The sequence below is a fragment of the Paenibacillus arenilitoris genome (assembly GCF_014705655.1).
GTDB lineage: Bacteria > Bacillota > Bacilli > Paenibacillales > Paenibacillaceae > Pristimantibacillus > Pristimantibacillus arenilitoris.
Genome location: NZ_JACXIY010000015.1, coordinates 172,627 through 186,562, shown reverse-complemented (window position 1 = coordinate 186,562; position 13,936 = coordinate 172,627). Strand labels below are relative to the sequence as shown.

General features: G+C 54.6%; 17 protein-coding genes. 3 read left to right on the top strand and 14 right to left on the bottom strand.

Features of this window, described 5'->3' with window-relative positions:
* Positions 1-77: 77 nt before the first annotated feature.
* The 11 genes from rpsA to IDH41_RS13625 form a co-directional block, all read right to left on the bottom strand.
* Positions 78-1,313: a 30S ribosomal protein S1 gene (gene rpsA, locus IDH41_RS13675; protein WP_190861888.1), complete on the bottom strand. Its 1,236-nt coding sequence runs from the start codon at positions 1,311-1,313 to the stop codon at positions 78-80.
* 82 nt (positions 1,314-1,395) lie between these two features.
* Positions 1,396-1,974: a lysophospholipid acyltransferase family protein gene (locus IDH41_RS13670; protein ID WP_190861886.1), complete on the bottom strand. Its 579-nt coding sequence runs from the start codon at positions 1,972-1,974 to the stop codon at positions 1,396-1,398.
* A 3-nt stretch (positions 1,975-1,977) separates the two neighbouring features.
* Positions 1,978-2,673, bottom strand: a complete 696-nt coding sequence (cmk, locus tag IDH41_RS13665) for a (d)CMP kinase (RefSeq protein ID WP_190862081.1) — start codon at positions 2,671-2,673, stop codon at positions 1,978-1,980.
* Positions 2,674-2,876: 203 nt separating this feature from the next.
* Positions 2,877-3,020, bottom strand: a complete 144-nt coding sequence (locus IDH41_RS13660; protein WP_190861884.1) for a hypothetical protein — start codon at positions 3,018-3,020, stop codon at positions 2,877-2,879.
* Between the two features lie 52 nt (positions 3,021-3,072).
* Positions 3,073-3,726, bottom strand: coding sequence for a flagellar brake protein (locus IDH41_RS13655; RefSeq protein ID WP_190861882.1), 654 nt, complete (start codon positions 3,724-3,726; stop codon positions 3,073-3,075).
* An 82-nt stretch (positions 3,727-3,808) separates the two neighbouring features.
* Complete coding sequence (gene ypeB / locus IDH41_RS13650; RefSeq protein WP_190861880.1) at positions 3,809-5,164, bottom strand: germination protein YpeB; 1,356 nt, start codon at positions 5,162-5,164, stop codon at positions 3,809-3,811.
* A 123-nt stretch (positions 5,165-5,287) separates the two neighbouring features.
* Complete coding sequence (locus tag IDH41_RS13645; protein WP_190861878.1) at positions 5,288-5,449, bottom strand: hypothetical protein; 162 nt, start codon at positions 5,447-5,449, stop codon at positions 5,288-5,290.
* Between the two features lie 74 nt (positions 5,450-5,523).
* A complete protein-coding gene (gene prsW / locus IDH41_RS13640) occupies positions 5,524-6,219 on the bottom strand; it encodes a glutamic-type intramembrane protease PrsW (RefSeq protein WP_190861876.1) in 696 nt (231 codons plus the stop codon).
* Positions 6,220-6,234: 15 nt separating this feature from the next.
* The gene (locus IDH41_RS13635; RefSeq protein ID WP_190861874.1) at positions 6,235-7,485 is read right to left on the bottom strand and encodes a Glu/Leu/Phe/Val family dehydrogenase; all 1,251 of its coding nucleotides are present in this window, start codon (positions 7,483-7,485) and stop codon (positions 6,235-6,237) included.
* 139 nt (positions 7,486-7,624) lie between these two features.
* Positions 7,625-8,239, bottom strand: a complete 615-nt coding sequence (locus IDH41_RS13630) for a genetic competence negative regulator (RefSeq protein WP_190861872.1) — start codon at positions 8,237-8,239, stop codon at positions 7,625-7,627.
* 216 nt (positions 8,240-8,455) lie between these two features.
* The gene (locus tag IDH41_RS13625; protein WP_190861869.1) at positions 8,456-8,779 is read right to left on the bottom strand and encodes a hypothetical protein; all 324 of its coding nucleotides are present in this window, start codon (positions 8,777-8,779) and stop codon (positions 8,456-8,458) included.
* A gap of 171 nt (positions 8,780-8,950) precedes the next feature.
* Between IDH41_RS13625 and IDH41_RS13620 the strand changes: the two genes are divergently transcribed.
* Positions 8,951-9,811 (top strand): polysaccharide deacetylase family protein, encoded by an 861-nt coding sequence (locus IDH41_RS13620; RefSeq protein ID WP_190861867.1) that lies wholly within the window; start codon positions 8,951-8,953, stop codon positions 9,809-9,811.
* Here IDH41_RS13620 and IDH41_RS13615 read toward each other — a convergent pair.
* Both IDH41_RS13615 and IDH41_RS13610 read right to left on the bottom strand, forming a co-directional pair.
* Complete coding sequence (locus tag IDH41_RS13615) at positions 9,801-10,034, bottom strand: hypothetical protein (RefSeq protein ID WP_190861865.1); 234 nt, start codon at positions 10,032-10,034, stop codon at positions 9,801-9,803. The genes IDH41_RS13620 and IDH41_RS13615 overlap by 11 nt on opposite strands.
* The gene (locus tag IDH41_RS13610; RefSeq protein ID WP_190861864.1) at positions 10,031-10,624 is read right to left on the bottom strand and encodes a CPBP family intramembrane glutamic endopeptidase; all 594 of its coding nucleotides are present in this window, start codon (positions 10,622-10,624) and stop codon (positions 10,031-10,033) included. Before IDH41_RS13610 ends, IDH41_RS13615 begins: the two co-directional genes overlap by 4 nt.
* 115 nt (positions 10,625-10,739) lie before the next feature.
* Between IDH41_RS13610 and IDH41_RS13605 the strand changes: the two genes are divergently transcribed.
* Positions 10,740-11,660, top strand: a complete 921-nt coding sequence (locus IDH41_RS13605; RefSeq protein WP_190861862.1) for a hypothetical protein — start codon at positions 10,740-10,742, stop codon at positions 11,658-11,660.
* Here the strand turns inward: IDH41_RS13605 and IDH41_RS13600 are convergent.
* Entirely contained in the window at positions 11,657-11,983 is a 327-nt protein-coding gene (locus IDH41_RS13600; protein WP_190861860.1) for a rhodanese-like domain-containing protein, read from the bottom strand. The genes IDH41_RS13605 and IDH41_RS13600 overlap by 4 nt on opposite strands.
* A gap of 271 nt (positions 11,984-12,254) precedes the next feature.
* Between IDH41_RS13600 and serA the strand changes: the two genes are divergently transcribed.
* Positions 12,255-13,847, top strand: coding sequence for a phosphoglycerate dehydrogenase (gene serA, locus IDH41_RS13595; RefSeq protein WP_190861858.1), 1,593 nt, complete (start codon positions 12,255-12,257; stop codon positions 13,845-13,847).
* Positions 13,848-13,936: the final 89 nt, after the last annotated feature.

Below are 13,936 nucleotides of genomic sequence, written 5' to 3'. Positions count from 1 at the left end.
TCACCCTATTATGCGCCAAAAAAAAGGAGCTATTCCTGCGGTTTCCCGCAGCAATAGCTCCTTATCCGTATGCCGGCCTATTTCAGGTTTTTCAATTTGTCGCCGAAGCGTTCAGCGAGCGAATAGCTCATGCTTTCGTTGCTTAGGCTTACGTTAGGGTTATCGATCTTCTCGATCTTCGGAGCGCGCGGCGCTCTTTCGGATCTGGCGCTCGGAGCTGGCTGCTCGGGCGCTTCTTCCGTTTCTTTGATGCTCAGGCTAACGCGCTTCTCGGCAGGATTGAAGTCAAGGATCTTCGCTTGAACTTCTTGGCCTTCCTTCAGCACTTCGTTAGGCGTGCCGATGTGGCGGTGAGCGATTTGAGAAATATGAACGAGTCCTTCAACGCCCGGAGCGATTTCGACGAACGCGCCGAACGGCACGAGACGGCGAACGGTACCCGTAACGATGTCGCCTGTTGCGAATTGGCCTGCCGCCGTATCCCAAGGACCTGGCTGAGCGGCTTTGACGCTGAGGCTGATTTTGCCTGCGGCAGGATCGACTTTAAGCACTTTCACGCGCACCGACTGTCCTTCGGATACGACATCCTTCGGATGGGCAACATGCTGCCAGGATAGCTCGGATACGTGCACCAAGCCGTCGATGCCGCCGATATCGACGAACGCGCCGAACGGCGTAAGACGCTGAACGGTGCCTTCAAGCTCTTGCCCCGCTTGCAGGGAAGCCATGATTTGCTGTTTGTTTTGCTCGTATTCCGCGTCGAGCACTTCCTTCTGCGAAAGGATGACCTTGTTGTTCTCGCGGTCGATTTCCTTCACTTTAACGCGAAGCGTGCGGCCCTTGTAGTCGGAGAAGTCTTCGACGAAGTGGCGCTCGACCATCGAAGCCGGAATAAATCCGCGTACGCCCACGTCCGCGACTAATCCGCCTTTTACGACGTCGGCGACGGCAACTTCGAATACTTCGCCGCTGTCGAAGCGTTCCTGCAGCTGGTCCCAAGCTTTCTCGCTGTCGACGAGACGCTTCGAGAGCACAAGGCTTTCCTTGTCGTCGTTGATGCTGACGACCTTCAGCTCGACTTCTTGACCGATTTGAACGGCGTCCGTCGCGTTCTCCAGCGCGACGGCGGAGAGCTCGCGGATCGGAATAACGCCGTCATATTTATATCCAAGGCTCACGTAAGCTTGGTTATCTTCGATTTTGACGATCGTTCCTTTGACGGAATCGCCTTTCTTCAAAGACACGAAATTATCCATAGCGTCTTGGCTTACTTCCTCCGCTGCGGATTCTTGCACATTGATTTCTTCTGACATTGAAATAACCTCCTCAGTTCATACCCCAACTTTATTTAAATCCGTCCGTGCGATAAGACGCGAACGGCATTTAAAACGTAAATTAACGATGCCTCTCGGCTAGCGCGCGAATGCGTGCCATAATCGCGTCCGTTACTTGGTCAAGCATATCCGGCGATGATTGTTCAATAATGGCGGTTAGATCGATTGGCTCGCCGTAACAGACTTTGATTTTGCTAAATGGTTTGTAGCGGCCGACAATGGCTACGGGAACGACGGCGGCCCCGCTTCGAACCGCGATCATCGCGGCGCCCTTCTTGGCCGCGCCGGACTGGTTGTTGCGCGATCCTTCCGGAAATATGCCCATCATGCGGCCTTCCTTGAGCAGCGCGATCGCCGATTTGATCGCGTCCTTGCTTACGCCGCCCCGTTTGACCGGGAATGCGCCGAAGGCGCGGATCAAAGAGCCGAATACCGGAATGTTGAACAATTCCTCTTTGGCCATGAAATGGACTTTGCGCTCCACCTTTACCCCGACCGTCGGCGGATCGAAGTTGCTTAAGTGATTGGAAGCCAGGATGACCGGGCCGTTCGCCGGAATGTTCTCGGTGCCGATCGCTTCGAGCCGGAACAGTAGCGTGTAAATGCAGCGAAGAAGAAAACGGAAAAGGACGTATAACATAGTTTACTTCGCCTCCGCCAATTTGGTTCGGCTTAGCTGAACAATTGCCCGGATTACTTCTTCGATCGTCATGCCCGTGCTGTCCAGGACAACGGCGTCGGAAGCGCATATGAGAGGCGATATTTCGCGTTGCTCGTCCAGATTGTCGCGCTCGGCGATCTCCTTCTCGAGCTGCTCGAGCGTTACGTTCTGGCTACCTTCGATTTCGCGGTAGCGCCTGAGCGCCCGTTCCTTGACGGTGGCCGTCAGGTAAATTTTGAGTTCGGCTTCCGGCAGCACGTTCGAGCCGATGTCGCGACCGTCCATGACAACGCCCTTGCGTGCCGCAAGATTGCGCTGCATCTGCCCCAGAACTTCCCTGACCGTCTCGTTGGCCGCGATATGCGATACTTGAAGCGTTACTTCGCGAGAGCGGATCTGCAATGTGACGTCCTCTCCGTTCACGAATACGGACTGACCTTCCTTGCCGGGAGCCAGCTCGATCTTCATCGATCGGACCAACTCCGCCAGCATGGTCGGCTGGTCTGGCGTAATGCTTGCGCGCTGCGCGCCTAAAGTAACGGCCCGATACATCGCGCCCGTATCGATATACACATAGCCAAGCTGCTCGGCGACCTTTCTCGCAACCGTGCTCTTGCCCGCGCCTGCCGGCCCGTCAATCGCGATATTCATGCGAAAATCGTCGCCTTCGTGATGCATCACGTAAGGTCAACCCCCTTTTTATGTAGAGACGGCTGGCTGAATGCATGACGGATGCGACGCAAACCTCTCAAGAAAAAAGCAGGCATTGCCTGCGAACGTGAAAATTATACCACACTATAACCCCAGATGCAAAAGCCGGGCGTCAGTTTAAGCGGGTTCCTTCCCACCGATCCACGCCCGTAATCACGCGGCGAACGCTATCAATTTGCAGCGCCGCCTGCGAGCAAATCAGCAGAATTAGCAGCGAAATAATAATTTTCCGTAGAACGGCGCTTACTTCGTCCGTCAATCGGATAAGCTGCTTCCGGTTTTTCTTTTTTAGCGATAATTTGCGCATCCTTCAAACATCCGCCTCCCTTATTGGGTAGTTTTCCATTAAGCGGCGAATTTATTCATTTACCGGTTGCGCGTTTCAAGCTGCTTCTCGAAGCAGTACCGGATAATTTTCTGCCTCTCCGAGTCGTTAATGCTGACGAACTTGATCATGGCCTGCTTCCTGCCGATATCCAGCTCCGCGACGCGTACGATTTCTCCCTTGAACGGCGCGTGCTCGATACTGCCGTTGCGGTAGGAGAGCAGCAGCCAGCATTCCAGCGTTTGCCCCTGTTCAAGCGGCCATTTTCCGTCGCAAACGAAAGAAATGCCGCCGCCGCCGACATCGTCGGTTTTGCAGACGAAGCGGACGTGGCTCGACAGCTTGACCGCAAGATCCAGCTCGGCCCCGACTCGCAGAAAGCTGCGGCGCTGAACCTTCGCGATCCGGTCCGGATCGGGCTTGCGGATTTTGACGAGGCGGATGCCGTCCTCCTTGAAGCCCGTCACATGAGAATCGAAATAATTTTTGATTCCGTCCTCGGAGACGAAATACATCGAGAGCTCGTCGCCGAGAAACAGCCGCTTGTAGCGGCCCGTCTTCTCGCTGATCGGCATCTCGATCAGGAACCCGTCCTCAAGCTCGTCGGCTATTCGGGATTTATAGGCGATCGCGGCTTCCTCGGCATCGGAAGAAGCGATCTGATAGTGCAGCATTTGGTTTAACTTCGGCAACAAAGTGGCTCCCCTCCCATTTACATGCCATTATAACACGTAAGCGCCGGTTTGAGGGGAGCCTGATCGTCAACTTGTCATTCGGTTATTGGTTCGCCGCGGCCTTTGAATCGAAGGGCGACATTTCTTCGATCATTTCCTCGAGGCCGGTTTCCGAATTGATATAGACGCGGTACAGCGATCCGTTAATGCGGCCGGTATACTCGTAGCAAAGCACTTCTTCGCCCAATTCGTTGTCGATCAGCGCCAGCTGCTCGCTTTGCACCTTCATCTCCGGATTTAGCGCTTTGCGGGCATCGGGTTTCTTGATGATCGGGCTTGGCAGCTTCCGTTTATGGTGCTCATAGACGTAATCGTTCGCCTGAAGGCCGACCGGCTCGCCGTTGTCGAGCGCGACTTTGACCGTCAGCTTCTCCGGGTAGATGAGAACGCCGCTTTGCACGCCGACATAGGTAAACGCGCCGGTATTGTTGAACAAATCGTAGCTGATCGCCTTCATCCCGTCAAAGCCGTGCTCGTTAAGAAACGCGTCCGCGGAGCTTTTCGCTTTGTCGAGATCGATTTTTTTGTCTCCGATGTCGCGCGAATTCATGAACCAGATCAACTGTCCGCCTTTTTGCGTAAAGTCCATTTGCAGCTTGCCGTCATTGCCTTTCTCGACGGTGGCCGAATAGGACGCGTATTCCGTTCCTTTTCCGTTTTCGACGACACGTACCTCCGATTCATTCGAATTGCTGAACTCCGCGGCACGCTTCTTAATTTCCTCGGCCGTAACCAGCGTGCCGCTCAGCATGCTGATCGTCCGCTTCTGATACATGCTCGTCACCGAAGGTCCCCAATTGATTTCCGGGTATTCGCTTACCTTTTTGTCCACCGTCTTGAAGCCGTCGATGATCGCGTTGTCGTTGTTCGATTGCTCGGATGCAAGCGCGATTTCGACGTCCATCCAGCGCAAATTGTTGGCCAGCACCGATTGCTGCATGCCGAGCAAATCCTTCGAAATTTCCTCGGATTTCGCGTACAGCGTCTTCATCGTTTTGAATTCATCCTGCGTAAGCGGCTGCTTGGTCAAATCCCGGACCGCCGTCTTGTAAGCGAAGTTGGAAATATGCGACAGGAAATCCTGCGCTTCGTTGAAAGGTAGCAGCGTTAACGGCAATTGGTTGATTTCGTTCTGCGCCTGGCTCGTTAACCGCCACACATTGACAAGTCCTTTGCGGTGGTAGCCCTGAGAGGTCGAGTTGACGGCAAGCGTATTGCCCAATTGCTGGTGCAGCTGCTCGACGTGATAGGTCAGGTCGTGGAACGCGCGCTGGTACTGGTTCTCGGCCTTGATCAAGATCGAGTTTTTCTCCTGATGCTCCTGGTAGCCCCAATAGATCGCGCCCAAAAACAAGAGGGACATAATGGGGAACATAATCGAACTGAGTCGATAGTACATAACACAAAAGCTCCTTTCTTGTGCAAAACCTGGTTTTAGTTTGGTTTGCCCAAGGGAGCTTTATGCATCCTTCTATTCGATTGCGTACCCGGCGAACGAACAAGCGAAACGGCTAAAGCCATTTCAGTAGACGCTATGTTCCTCGATTTCCAAATCGTTCGCGTTATTGCAGATGCACTGCTTAAAGCCGGTATCGATCGTACCTTTGTCCCTCCGGCCGCGCAGGACGAACTTCTCCCCGCATACGTTGCACCTGATCGTCACCTTGATTCTTGCCGCTTCCATACCTACCTCCAGCCGAAAGAATGGAGCGCCGCCGCTGCGGACGCCCCTCTAATTGGACAGTATAGACGGAAACGCTACAGTTTAATCTCGTCCTCCCGCGCGACGAACCGGAATGGCGATCGCGAGTTGGCGTGATTCATCTTGCGCAGCCCCCAAATCCACAGAACGATCATGAACGGGATGATGAACCACATCCAGTTCGAACGGCTCGTCAGCATGATCCAATCGTACGAACCGTGAAGCAGCAGCGGCAGCGCGAACGAGATTGCGAGAAACATGCGACATTGCCGCTTGGAGGCGAATTTCGCTTTGCCCAAATAGTAGCCCATCATAATGCCGAACAGCGCGTGGCCGGATACCGGCAGCAGCGCCCGGACGAGCAAAGTGCCGAACGTAGCCGGCGAATAGATGGCGTACAGGACGTTCTCCAGCGTGGCGAAGCCGAGCGATATCGAAGCCGCGTACACGATGCCGTCGTACGGCTCGTCGAATTCCGTATGGTTGTATATGACGTGATACAGGACGAACCACTTGACGAATTCCTCGACGCCCGCCGACTGAATAAAAGCGAATACGACGTTATGGTCGCCGAGCCATAGTTCAAGTCCCCTCTGGATGACCATGATCGGGACGACCACCAGTATACCGAGCACGAACATCTTGACAACCATATGGATCGGTTCGGCATCGTAGCGGTCTCTCAAATATAAGTAAGTAAGCAGCGAAACGCCTGGCGCCACCGCCGCCGTCATTACGGAAAACAACACCAATATCTCCCCTGCTTTCTACACCCAGCCGCGAAAGCGGACGGCTTCGGCCATCTTGCGTACGCCGGCCATGTAAGCGGCAAGCCGCATGTCGACCTTCCGGGTGCGGTGTATTTCATACACGTGCTCGAAGCCGCGAATCATCATCACTTTCAGCTTGTCGTCGACTTCCTGTTCATCCCAGTAATAGCCTTGATTGTTCTGCACCCATTCGAAATAGGAGACGATGACGCCGCCGGAGCTGGCAAGGACATCCGGAATAAGCAATATCCCTCTGTCCGTTAGGATCTTCGTCGCTTCCAGCGTCGTCGGCCCGTTAGCGGCCTCGACCACGATCGCCGCGCGCACGTTCGGCGCGTTATGCTCCGTAATCTGGTTCTCGATCGCCGCCGGAACGAGTACGTCGCACTCCAGCTCTAACAGCTCCGCATTCGAGATCGACTTCGGAAATAAATTCGTCACATTGCCGAAGGAATCCCTGCGGTCGAGCAAATATTCGATATCGAGACCCTCTTCATTATACAACGCGCCGTGCACGTCGGAAATAGCGATTACGCGCGCGCCGGCCTCATGCATGAATTTGGCAAGGTAACTGCCGGCATTTCCAAAGCCCTGAATGACGATTCTCGCGTTCTTCATCGCGATTCCCTTCAGCCGCAGCGCCTCGTGAATCATGATGACGACGCCTCTCGCCGTCGCGGTCTCTCTCCCCTTGGAACCGCCGAGCACGAGCGGCTTGCCCGTAATGAACCCCGGGGAATCGAATTCGCGGATCCGGCTGTATTCGTCCATCATCCACGCCATGATCTGCGAATTGGTCATGACGTCCGGGGCCGGAATGTCTTTGTTCGGTCCGACGATCTGGCTGATCGCCCGGACATAGCCGCGGCTAAGCCGCTCCAGTTCCCGGAACGACATCGTCCTCGGGTCGCAAATGACCCCGCCTTTGCCGCCGCCGTAAGGAAGATCGGCAATTCCGCATTTTAGGCTCATCCAAATCGAGAGCGCTTTGACCTCGTTCTCCGTTACGTCCGGATGGAAGCGGACGCCTCCTTTGGTCGGCCCGACGGCATCGTTGTGCTGGGACCGGTAACCGGTGAATACTTTCGTCGTCCCGTCGTCCATCCTTACCGGAATTCGCACGCACAGAAGCCGCATCGGCTCCTTGAGGAAATCGATAATCGTCTGATCGTAGCCTAGCCTAAGGAGCGCTTGTTCGATAACGATCTGAGTGGAATGCAACACATCGCTTGCTCCATGGTTGCTCATACATTCACCGCCTTTGTCTACATCTAATATGAGCGCCTTTCCCCCGTCGTATTCGAGCCGATTCCGAATGGATATATGCAAGAAGAGCATCGTGCGGAATCAGCAATTCCGCAGATGCTCCTGTAGAGGCAAGCCAGACTTAATATTTAAAATGATTACAAATTTCCCGAATAGCCGCTTCGGGCATAATCACTTTACCGTATTCCTCCAGCATGGCGTACGTAACCGAGGTCGCCTCGCCGTATTCGGCTAGCAGAGCGATGACGGCGTTATGCCTCGAAGAATCGATGAGCGCAGGCTCTAATGCAAGTATATACTTACCGTTGTAGAAATATAACCTTCCGTCATCCGTCAACGCGGACGCCTGCAATTGCTTGCATACCGATATGACGTCCTCGAATTCCCGAAAGGCATACATCACAACGTCGCTTTGCTCGAGCGTAACTTCCATCTCGTATATTTCGTCTTCCGTGTCGTCATCTTCGGTTGAACGTTCACCATCATGAGCGTTCATTTTGCCACGAGTGACAATCACCACCATGCCTTGCGCGGGGAGGGCGAACACTTCGACCGCTAACGGTCCGCTTGCGTCGAATCCAAGTTCACTATATGCTTGATCCATCATTTCACTGAACAATTCGTGAACCTTCGGAATTTCGCGCCACATGTCTTCCTTCTGGATCCCCCGTTCCAGCAGGTCGTCGAACGTCAAGAAAATCCGTATCTTGTCCTGACTTAGCCGTTCGATTTTCATGACAGGATCCTCCTCTGCAGCATCTGTTGTAACAGCGTATGAAATTTTGTAGTCAGATGTGATCAATGATGATCAAATCGTGCTATGTAATTACTTTATCACGTCTGTTCGTTGATTGCACTAATAATGGCTTATAATGAGCAAAAAAAAGAATCGTATGTCCGCTGCGCCTTTCCGCGCCGCGAACCGACGATTCCGTCCCCGCCGAATTGCCTTTTAATGCGAGATGGAAGACGATTCCGCTTTAATCTTCTCCGCCTCCCGCTTAACGGCGGGATCGCTCTCTACGATTGCCTCAATTTGTTCCCAGGCGGCTTCTGATTTTGCGGCGGTATCGTCTGAATGCTTTGGGGCCATGGTCACGGCCTCTTCTTTCCAGTTGTTGTTCATGATTTTGGACATCGACTTGCGCGCGATTCTCGAGCTGACGTCCGACAGCGCATGGCCCGCCCAGGCAACGGCCCCGGGCCTCCTTTTGGAAAGGTACACCGTCGCAGCCGCCCCGAGTAATCCTCCAACTAACAATCCGCTTAACCTCATGATGGCGGACACCTCTTTCCTTTATCGTTTACAATCATTATTTTGGCCGCGGTCCGTTGCCGCCATTCCATATAAAATAAGGAAATCATTCTAGTCCCCGCGCCGGGCAAATATGATACAATGATGTCGTTTACGCGCGAATGTCGCATCTCTCGATAAACGGAGGCCACAATGATAAAAAGCTGCTCGCTAGTACTTGCGCTCCTGCTGACCGGCATTTCGCTGGCCGCTTGCGGCGGCGAAGCCGCTGACGGGGAAAGGGGAGCGCCGATTGCGGTTCCGGCCGACGCCACGCCGGCCGCTACGACTCCCGCACCTGCCGGGACGGAAAGCCCGACCGGCGCAGATGCTTCGATCGAGCCCGATCAAGCCGCCGAAGTCGCGCCGCGGACGAATCGATACCGGATGACGGACGCATTCCGCTTCGTTCCGACGGAGGAAGGGATTGCCGAGAAAGCGGTTCTTCTGACGTTCGACGACGGCCCGAAGGACGAGGCCGTGCTGCGGAGCATGCTGGACACGCTCGACAAGCATAAGGCCAAGGCGATCTTTTTCGTGAACGGTTACCGCGTCAAGCAAAACCCGGAGCTGCTGAAGCTGATCCACGAGAGGGAGCATGCGATCGGCAACCATTCATGGGACCACATCGATTTGAAAAAGGAATCCGAAGAAACCGTGGAGCGGCAAATCGGCGACTTGCAAGCCGAGGTCGAATCGCTTATCGGCGAGAAGCCGCTGTTCTTCCGCCCCCCGTACGGTTCGGGCGGGGATGTCGTGCGCCGGATCGCAAAAAACCACGGCATGCTGTACATGACGTGGTCGAACGGCTCCCTCGACTGGGATCGGTCGGCGAGGGACAAACCGGAGGAAGTGATCCGCAACGTGCTGGAGCAGCTTCATCCCGGCGCTAATATATTAATGCACGAGCTGCCATGGACCGCGGACGCGCTGGATGAGCTGTTAACCCGGCTGACGGGCAAAGGCTACGCGTTCATCGATCCCGGCGAGATCGAAGTCGACGTTACTCGCTGAATTTGAGGCCGTACCAGAACAAACCGCTGACCAGGCAAACAAATAGCAGAAATAACAAATTATAATACCACTTCGTTACTTTTTGCGCGCTTGACGGAAACTTCAGGCGTCGCGGCGGCAGCGACTCTCCTGCTTGGGACTCCGTTCCTTGATCGTGCGGCGCTGCCGCCTTTTCATGCCGCTTGGACGCCGAGGAACGGCCAAACCTTTCTTTCCTGCTCATGACTCCCTCCTGAATTTGATGATTAACCCCATGACGAAATCGATGATGAAGTGCGCGATGATCGGCGCCCAGATCGAGCCGGTCTCCAAATAAATGTAGCCCAGCCCGTAACTGATGGAGAAGACGAGCCCGGTCGGGATCCAGTGCCTCAAGTAGCGGACGTGGATCGCGGCAAACGCGATGCTCGTCCAATAAGGACCGATCGCATGCTGCACGGCCCCTCTGAACAGCAGCTCCTCGCATACCGATACGACGAATGAAATGACGGCAATGTGCCAGACGGGCCGGTTGCGGAATATCCGCTCGTTGACGCCCCCGTCGTCGCTCGCTTCCTCCGGGACGAACCGCGCAATAAGCAAATCGACGAGAATAACGGCGCCCGCAAGTCCCGCTCCCCACCATAGAAAGGCGGCTTCCTTAGGAAAGGCAAATAAATGGATCACATTCTGGCGCTGAAATAAAACCCATATCAATCCGATAATAAAAGTAAGCGCCTGCGTGCCGTACAAATTGAGGAGCAGCATCCTATCGTCCAGATCGTCGACCGATACTTTGCGGATGCGGATGTTGCGCAGATCGAATTTCTTCATAGCTTCCCGCCTGTCCGGTACGTTCTTATTTTCTTTTTCGACCGTTTCCCCTATACTGAGAGGACAAATCGACAAAACTACCTATTTTTTTACATAGAAGGAGATAGAGATAGAGATGGAAAAAAAATTAACGGCCAGTGCGATGTTATTCAGCGTCGGTTTCGTATTCATGCTTGTTTGCGCAGTCGGCGCGTTCTTCTACGGCATCCAGATCGGTACGGAAAGGACCGAAGCCAAATACGCCAAGGAAGAGGAGGCCGCAAGCGGCACCGCCGCATCCGTCAGTCCCTATCAGCAGCAGGACTTGGTTTCTTTTTATCATACCGTATTTTTGCCTTACCGTGAATTTCAGACCGAATGGTTCGCCGCGATGAATAAATTATCGCAAGGATCGTCGGCTGCGGCAACCTCGATGTTCAAAGAGTTGTCGAATCTTGCCGAAACCAAGGCCGGCGAAGCGAGCTCCGTCGACATGCAAAAGTCGCCTCTGCTCGCCGAGGCGCAGGTGAGCTATATCCGAAGCCTCAAGCTATTCAAGGAGGCCGCCGCGAAAGCCGCGGTCAACTCCAAAACGTCGGCCGGCAACAAGTTGAGGCAGCTCATCGAGAAGGAGCAGGCGTATCTGTCGGCTTCGCAGAACGCGTTAACGGCTCAGCAAGCCTATTATTCGGCCATGCTGAAGTGGTCGTCGTCCGTCGATCTGGATATCCCGTCCGACTACAAGTCGCCGGCGATGCTGGAGCTGGCCGCTTGGTCGAAGCTGCCGGTCACGATCAAAAATAAGCTGACGGCCGATCAGCTCATGTCGCGCAAGAAATTGACGGCTTATTATCCGCAGGATCTGACCAGCCGCGTCGACGACTTCGTATCGTCCGGCCAAGCGGCCAAGATGAAGCTCCGCACCTACACGGCCGTCGTGGATCTGCTCATCAACACGGACGCCGTCCGTCCCGGCGACTTTACGCAAAACAAATCGCGCCTTTATTCGGAAGAGCTGTTCCCGCAGCTGCCGTTCTTCTATCCGGAGACGAATTAATCGTACGCAAATCCTTTGAGAGAGGCTACGGCCGCTATCCCGCCTTCGACGTTGCGGATGCCGCCGTAGCCTCGTTCATCCAAAAAGTCGCATACGGCGACGCTTCTTACGCCGTGAGCGCAAATGACGTAGATCGTCTTCGAATCGTCGAGTTCGCCTAATCGCGACGGAATCGTATTCATCGGTATGGGGATGCTTCCTTCGAGATGATAATAATCCCATTCGAACGGCTCCCTGACATCTATTATTTGAATCGGCTCGATCCGGCCGTTTCCCAACCCTTCGAGCAGCGCTTCCGGTGTCACATTTTGCCAATTGGCCACGAACGATCGCCTCCCCTGTCGCTTAATGATGCTTACAATGGTTGAATCATAACGAAATTTTCACATTTCGGCAAGTTTGAGCATTGCATTTGTCCGCCGCCTTGCTATAAAATAGAAAAGTCGATTACGACAGCTTTGGACTTACCTATTCATTCCTACGATCGAAGATCAAACTCTCGTCCCGCTGCTGCACAACGGTGCCGGGTAGAGGGTTTTTCTGTACATATTAGGCGAAAGCATTGCTTCGCCCATTCTAGGAGGCATACTTCAAATGTTTAAAGTGTTAGTTTCGGACCCCATCAGCGACATGGGCATTCAGCAGCTCGTCGAAGCCCCGGATATCGCGGTCGACAAAAAACCGGGTCTAAGCGAAGATGAGCTAGTCGCCATCATTGGCGAATACGACGCCCTGCTCGTCCGCAGCCAGACGCGCGTAACGGCTAAGATCATGGAAGCCGGCAAGCAGCTGAAGGTCGTCGGGCGCGCCGGCGTAGGAGTGGACAACATCGATCTGGACGCCGCCACGCAGCGCGGCATAATCGTCATTAACGCTCCCGACGGAAACACGATCACGACCTGCGAGCACACGTTCGCGATGATGATGGCGGTTGCCCGCCACATTCCGCAGGCTTATATGAAAACCGTAAGCGGAACTTGGGACCGCAAGTCGTTCCTCGGAGTAGAGCTTCGCAACAAGACGCTCGGCGTTCTTGGCATGGGCCGCATCGGCAGCGAAGTGGCCAAACGCGCCAAAGCGTTCGGCATGGACATTATGGGATACGATCCGTTCATGACAGAGGAAAGAGCGGAGAAGATCGGCGTGAAGCTGGCTTCCGTAGACGAAATCGTGCGCAGCGCCGACTTCATGACGGTGCATACGCCGCTCACGCCGGAAACCCGCCACATGATCGGCAAAGCGCAATTTGAAGTGATGAAGCCAGGCATGCGCATCGTCAACTGCGCGCGCGGCGGCATCATCGACGAGCTCGCTCTCGTCGATGCGATCGACAAAGGCATCGTGGCCGGCGCGGCGTTCGACGTATTCGAAGTAGAGCCGCCGGCCGAGGATCATCCGTTCCTGACGCATCCGAAAATCATCGTTACGCCTCACTTAGGCGCCTCGACGGTGGAAGCGCAGGAGAACGTCGCGATCGACGTTTCCGAGCAAGTCATCCATATTTTGCGCAACGAGCCGTTCATGAACGCCGTGAACATGCCGCCGATTCCGGCAAACCTGCAAAACATTTTGCAGCCTTACTTCACGCTCGGCGAGAAGCTCGGCAGCTTCATCGCGCAGGCGACGGAAGGCGCGGTTACCGAAATCGTCGTCGGCTACGCCGGCGAGCTTGCCGAAGTGGACACGCAGCCGCTTACGCGATATATCGTGCGCGGAGTGCTTGCGCATCACCTGGGCACCGAGCAGGTCAACGTCGTGAATTCGCTACACCTTGCCAAGGTGCGGGACGTCAATATCGTCGTTCAAAAATCACATGCATCCAAGGACTTCACGAACCTGGTCACCGTAGCGCTCCGCACGAAGAAGGAAGAGCGGATCGTGGCGGGAACGCTGCTTACCGGCTACGGGCCGCGCATCGTGCAAATCGACAAGTTCCCGGTAGACGTGACGCCGGAAGGCAATTTGATTCTGATCTCGCATAACGATAAGCCGGGCATCATCGGCCGCGTCGGAACGCTGCTCGGCAACAACGACGTCAACATCGCGACGATGCAGGTCGGACGCCAGCTTGTCGGCGGCTCCGCCATCATGGTGCTTCGCGTCGACAAAGCGACGCCGAAGGAAGTGCTCGAGCAATTGACGAAATTGCCGGAATTGAACACGGCCAAGGAGATCACTCTTTATTAATAAAGGAAGGAGCCATCCGGACTACCCGGATGGCTCCTTTTGTTTCACGAACAACAAGAATTATCTGCCCCGTTCTACAAAAATAGCGT

Coding starts and splice junctions, on each gene's coding strand:
- IDH41_RS13645 (WP_190861878.1), bottom strand. CDS start 5,449: ATGGAAGCGGCAAGAATCAAGGTGACGATCAGGTGCAACGTATGCGGG.
- IDH41_RS13615 (WP_190861865.1), bottom strand. CDS start 10,034: ATGAGCAGGAAAGAAAGGTTTGGCCGTTCCTCGGCGTCCAAGCGGCAT.
- IDH41_RS13635 (WP_190861874.1), bottom strand. CDS start 7,485: ATGAGCAACCATGGAGCAAGCGATGTGTTGCATTCCACTCAGATCGTT.
- serA (WP_190861858.1), top strand. CDS start 12,255: ATGTTTAAAGTGTTAGTTTCGGACCCCATCAGCGACATGGGCATTCAG.
- cmk (WP_190862081.1), bottom strand. CDS start 2,673: ATGCATCACGAAGGCGACGATTTTCGCATGAATATCGCGATTGACGGG.
- IDH41_RS13625 (WP_190861869.1), bottom strand. CDS start 8,779: ATGAGGTTAAGCGGATTGTTAGTTGGAGGATTACTCGGGGCGGCTGCG.
- IDH41_RS13620 (WP_190861867.1), top strand. CDS start 8,951: ATGATAAAAAGCTGCTCGCTAGTACTTGCGCTCCTGCTGACCGGCATT.
- rpsA (WP_190861888.1), bottom strand. CDS start 1,313: ATGTCAGAAGAAATCAATGTGCAAGAATCCGCAGCGGAGGAAGTAAGC.
- IDH41_RS13670 (WP_190861886.1), bottom strand. CDS start 1,974: ATGTTATACGTCCTTTTCCGTTTTCTTCTTCGCTGCATTTACACGCTA.
- ypeB (WP_190861880.1), bottom strand. CDS start 5,164: ATGTACTATCGACTCAGTTCGATTATGTTCCCCATTATGTCCCTCTTG.
- IDH41_RS13610 (WP_190861864.1), bottom strand. CDS start 10,624: ATGAAGAAATTCGATCTGCGCAACATCCGCATCCGCAAAGTATCGGTC.
- IDH41_RS13605 (WP_190861862.1), top strand. CDS start 10,740: ATGGAAAAAAAATTAACGGCCAGTGCGATGTTATTCAGCGTCGGTTTC.
- IDH41_RS13630 (WP_190861872.1), bottom strand. CDS start 8,239: ATGAAAATCGAACGGCTAAGTCAGGACAAGATACGGATTTTCTTGACG.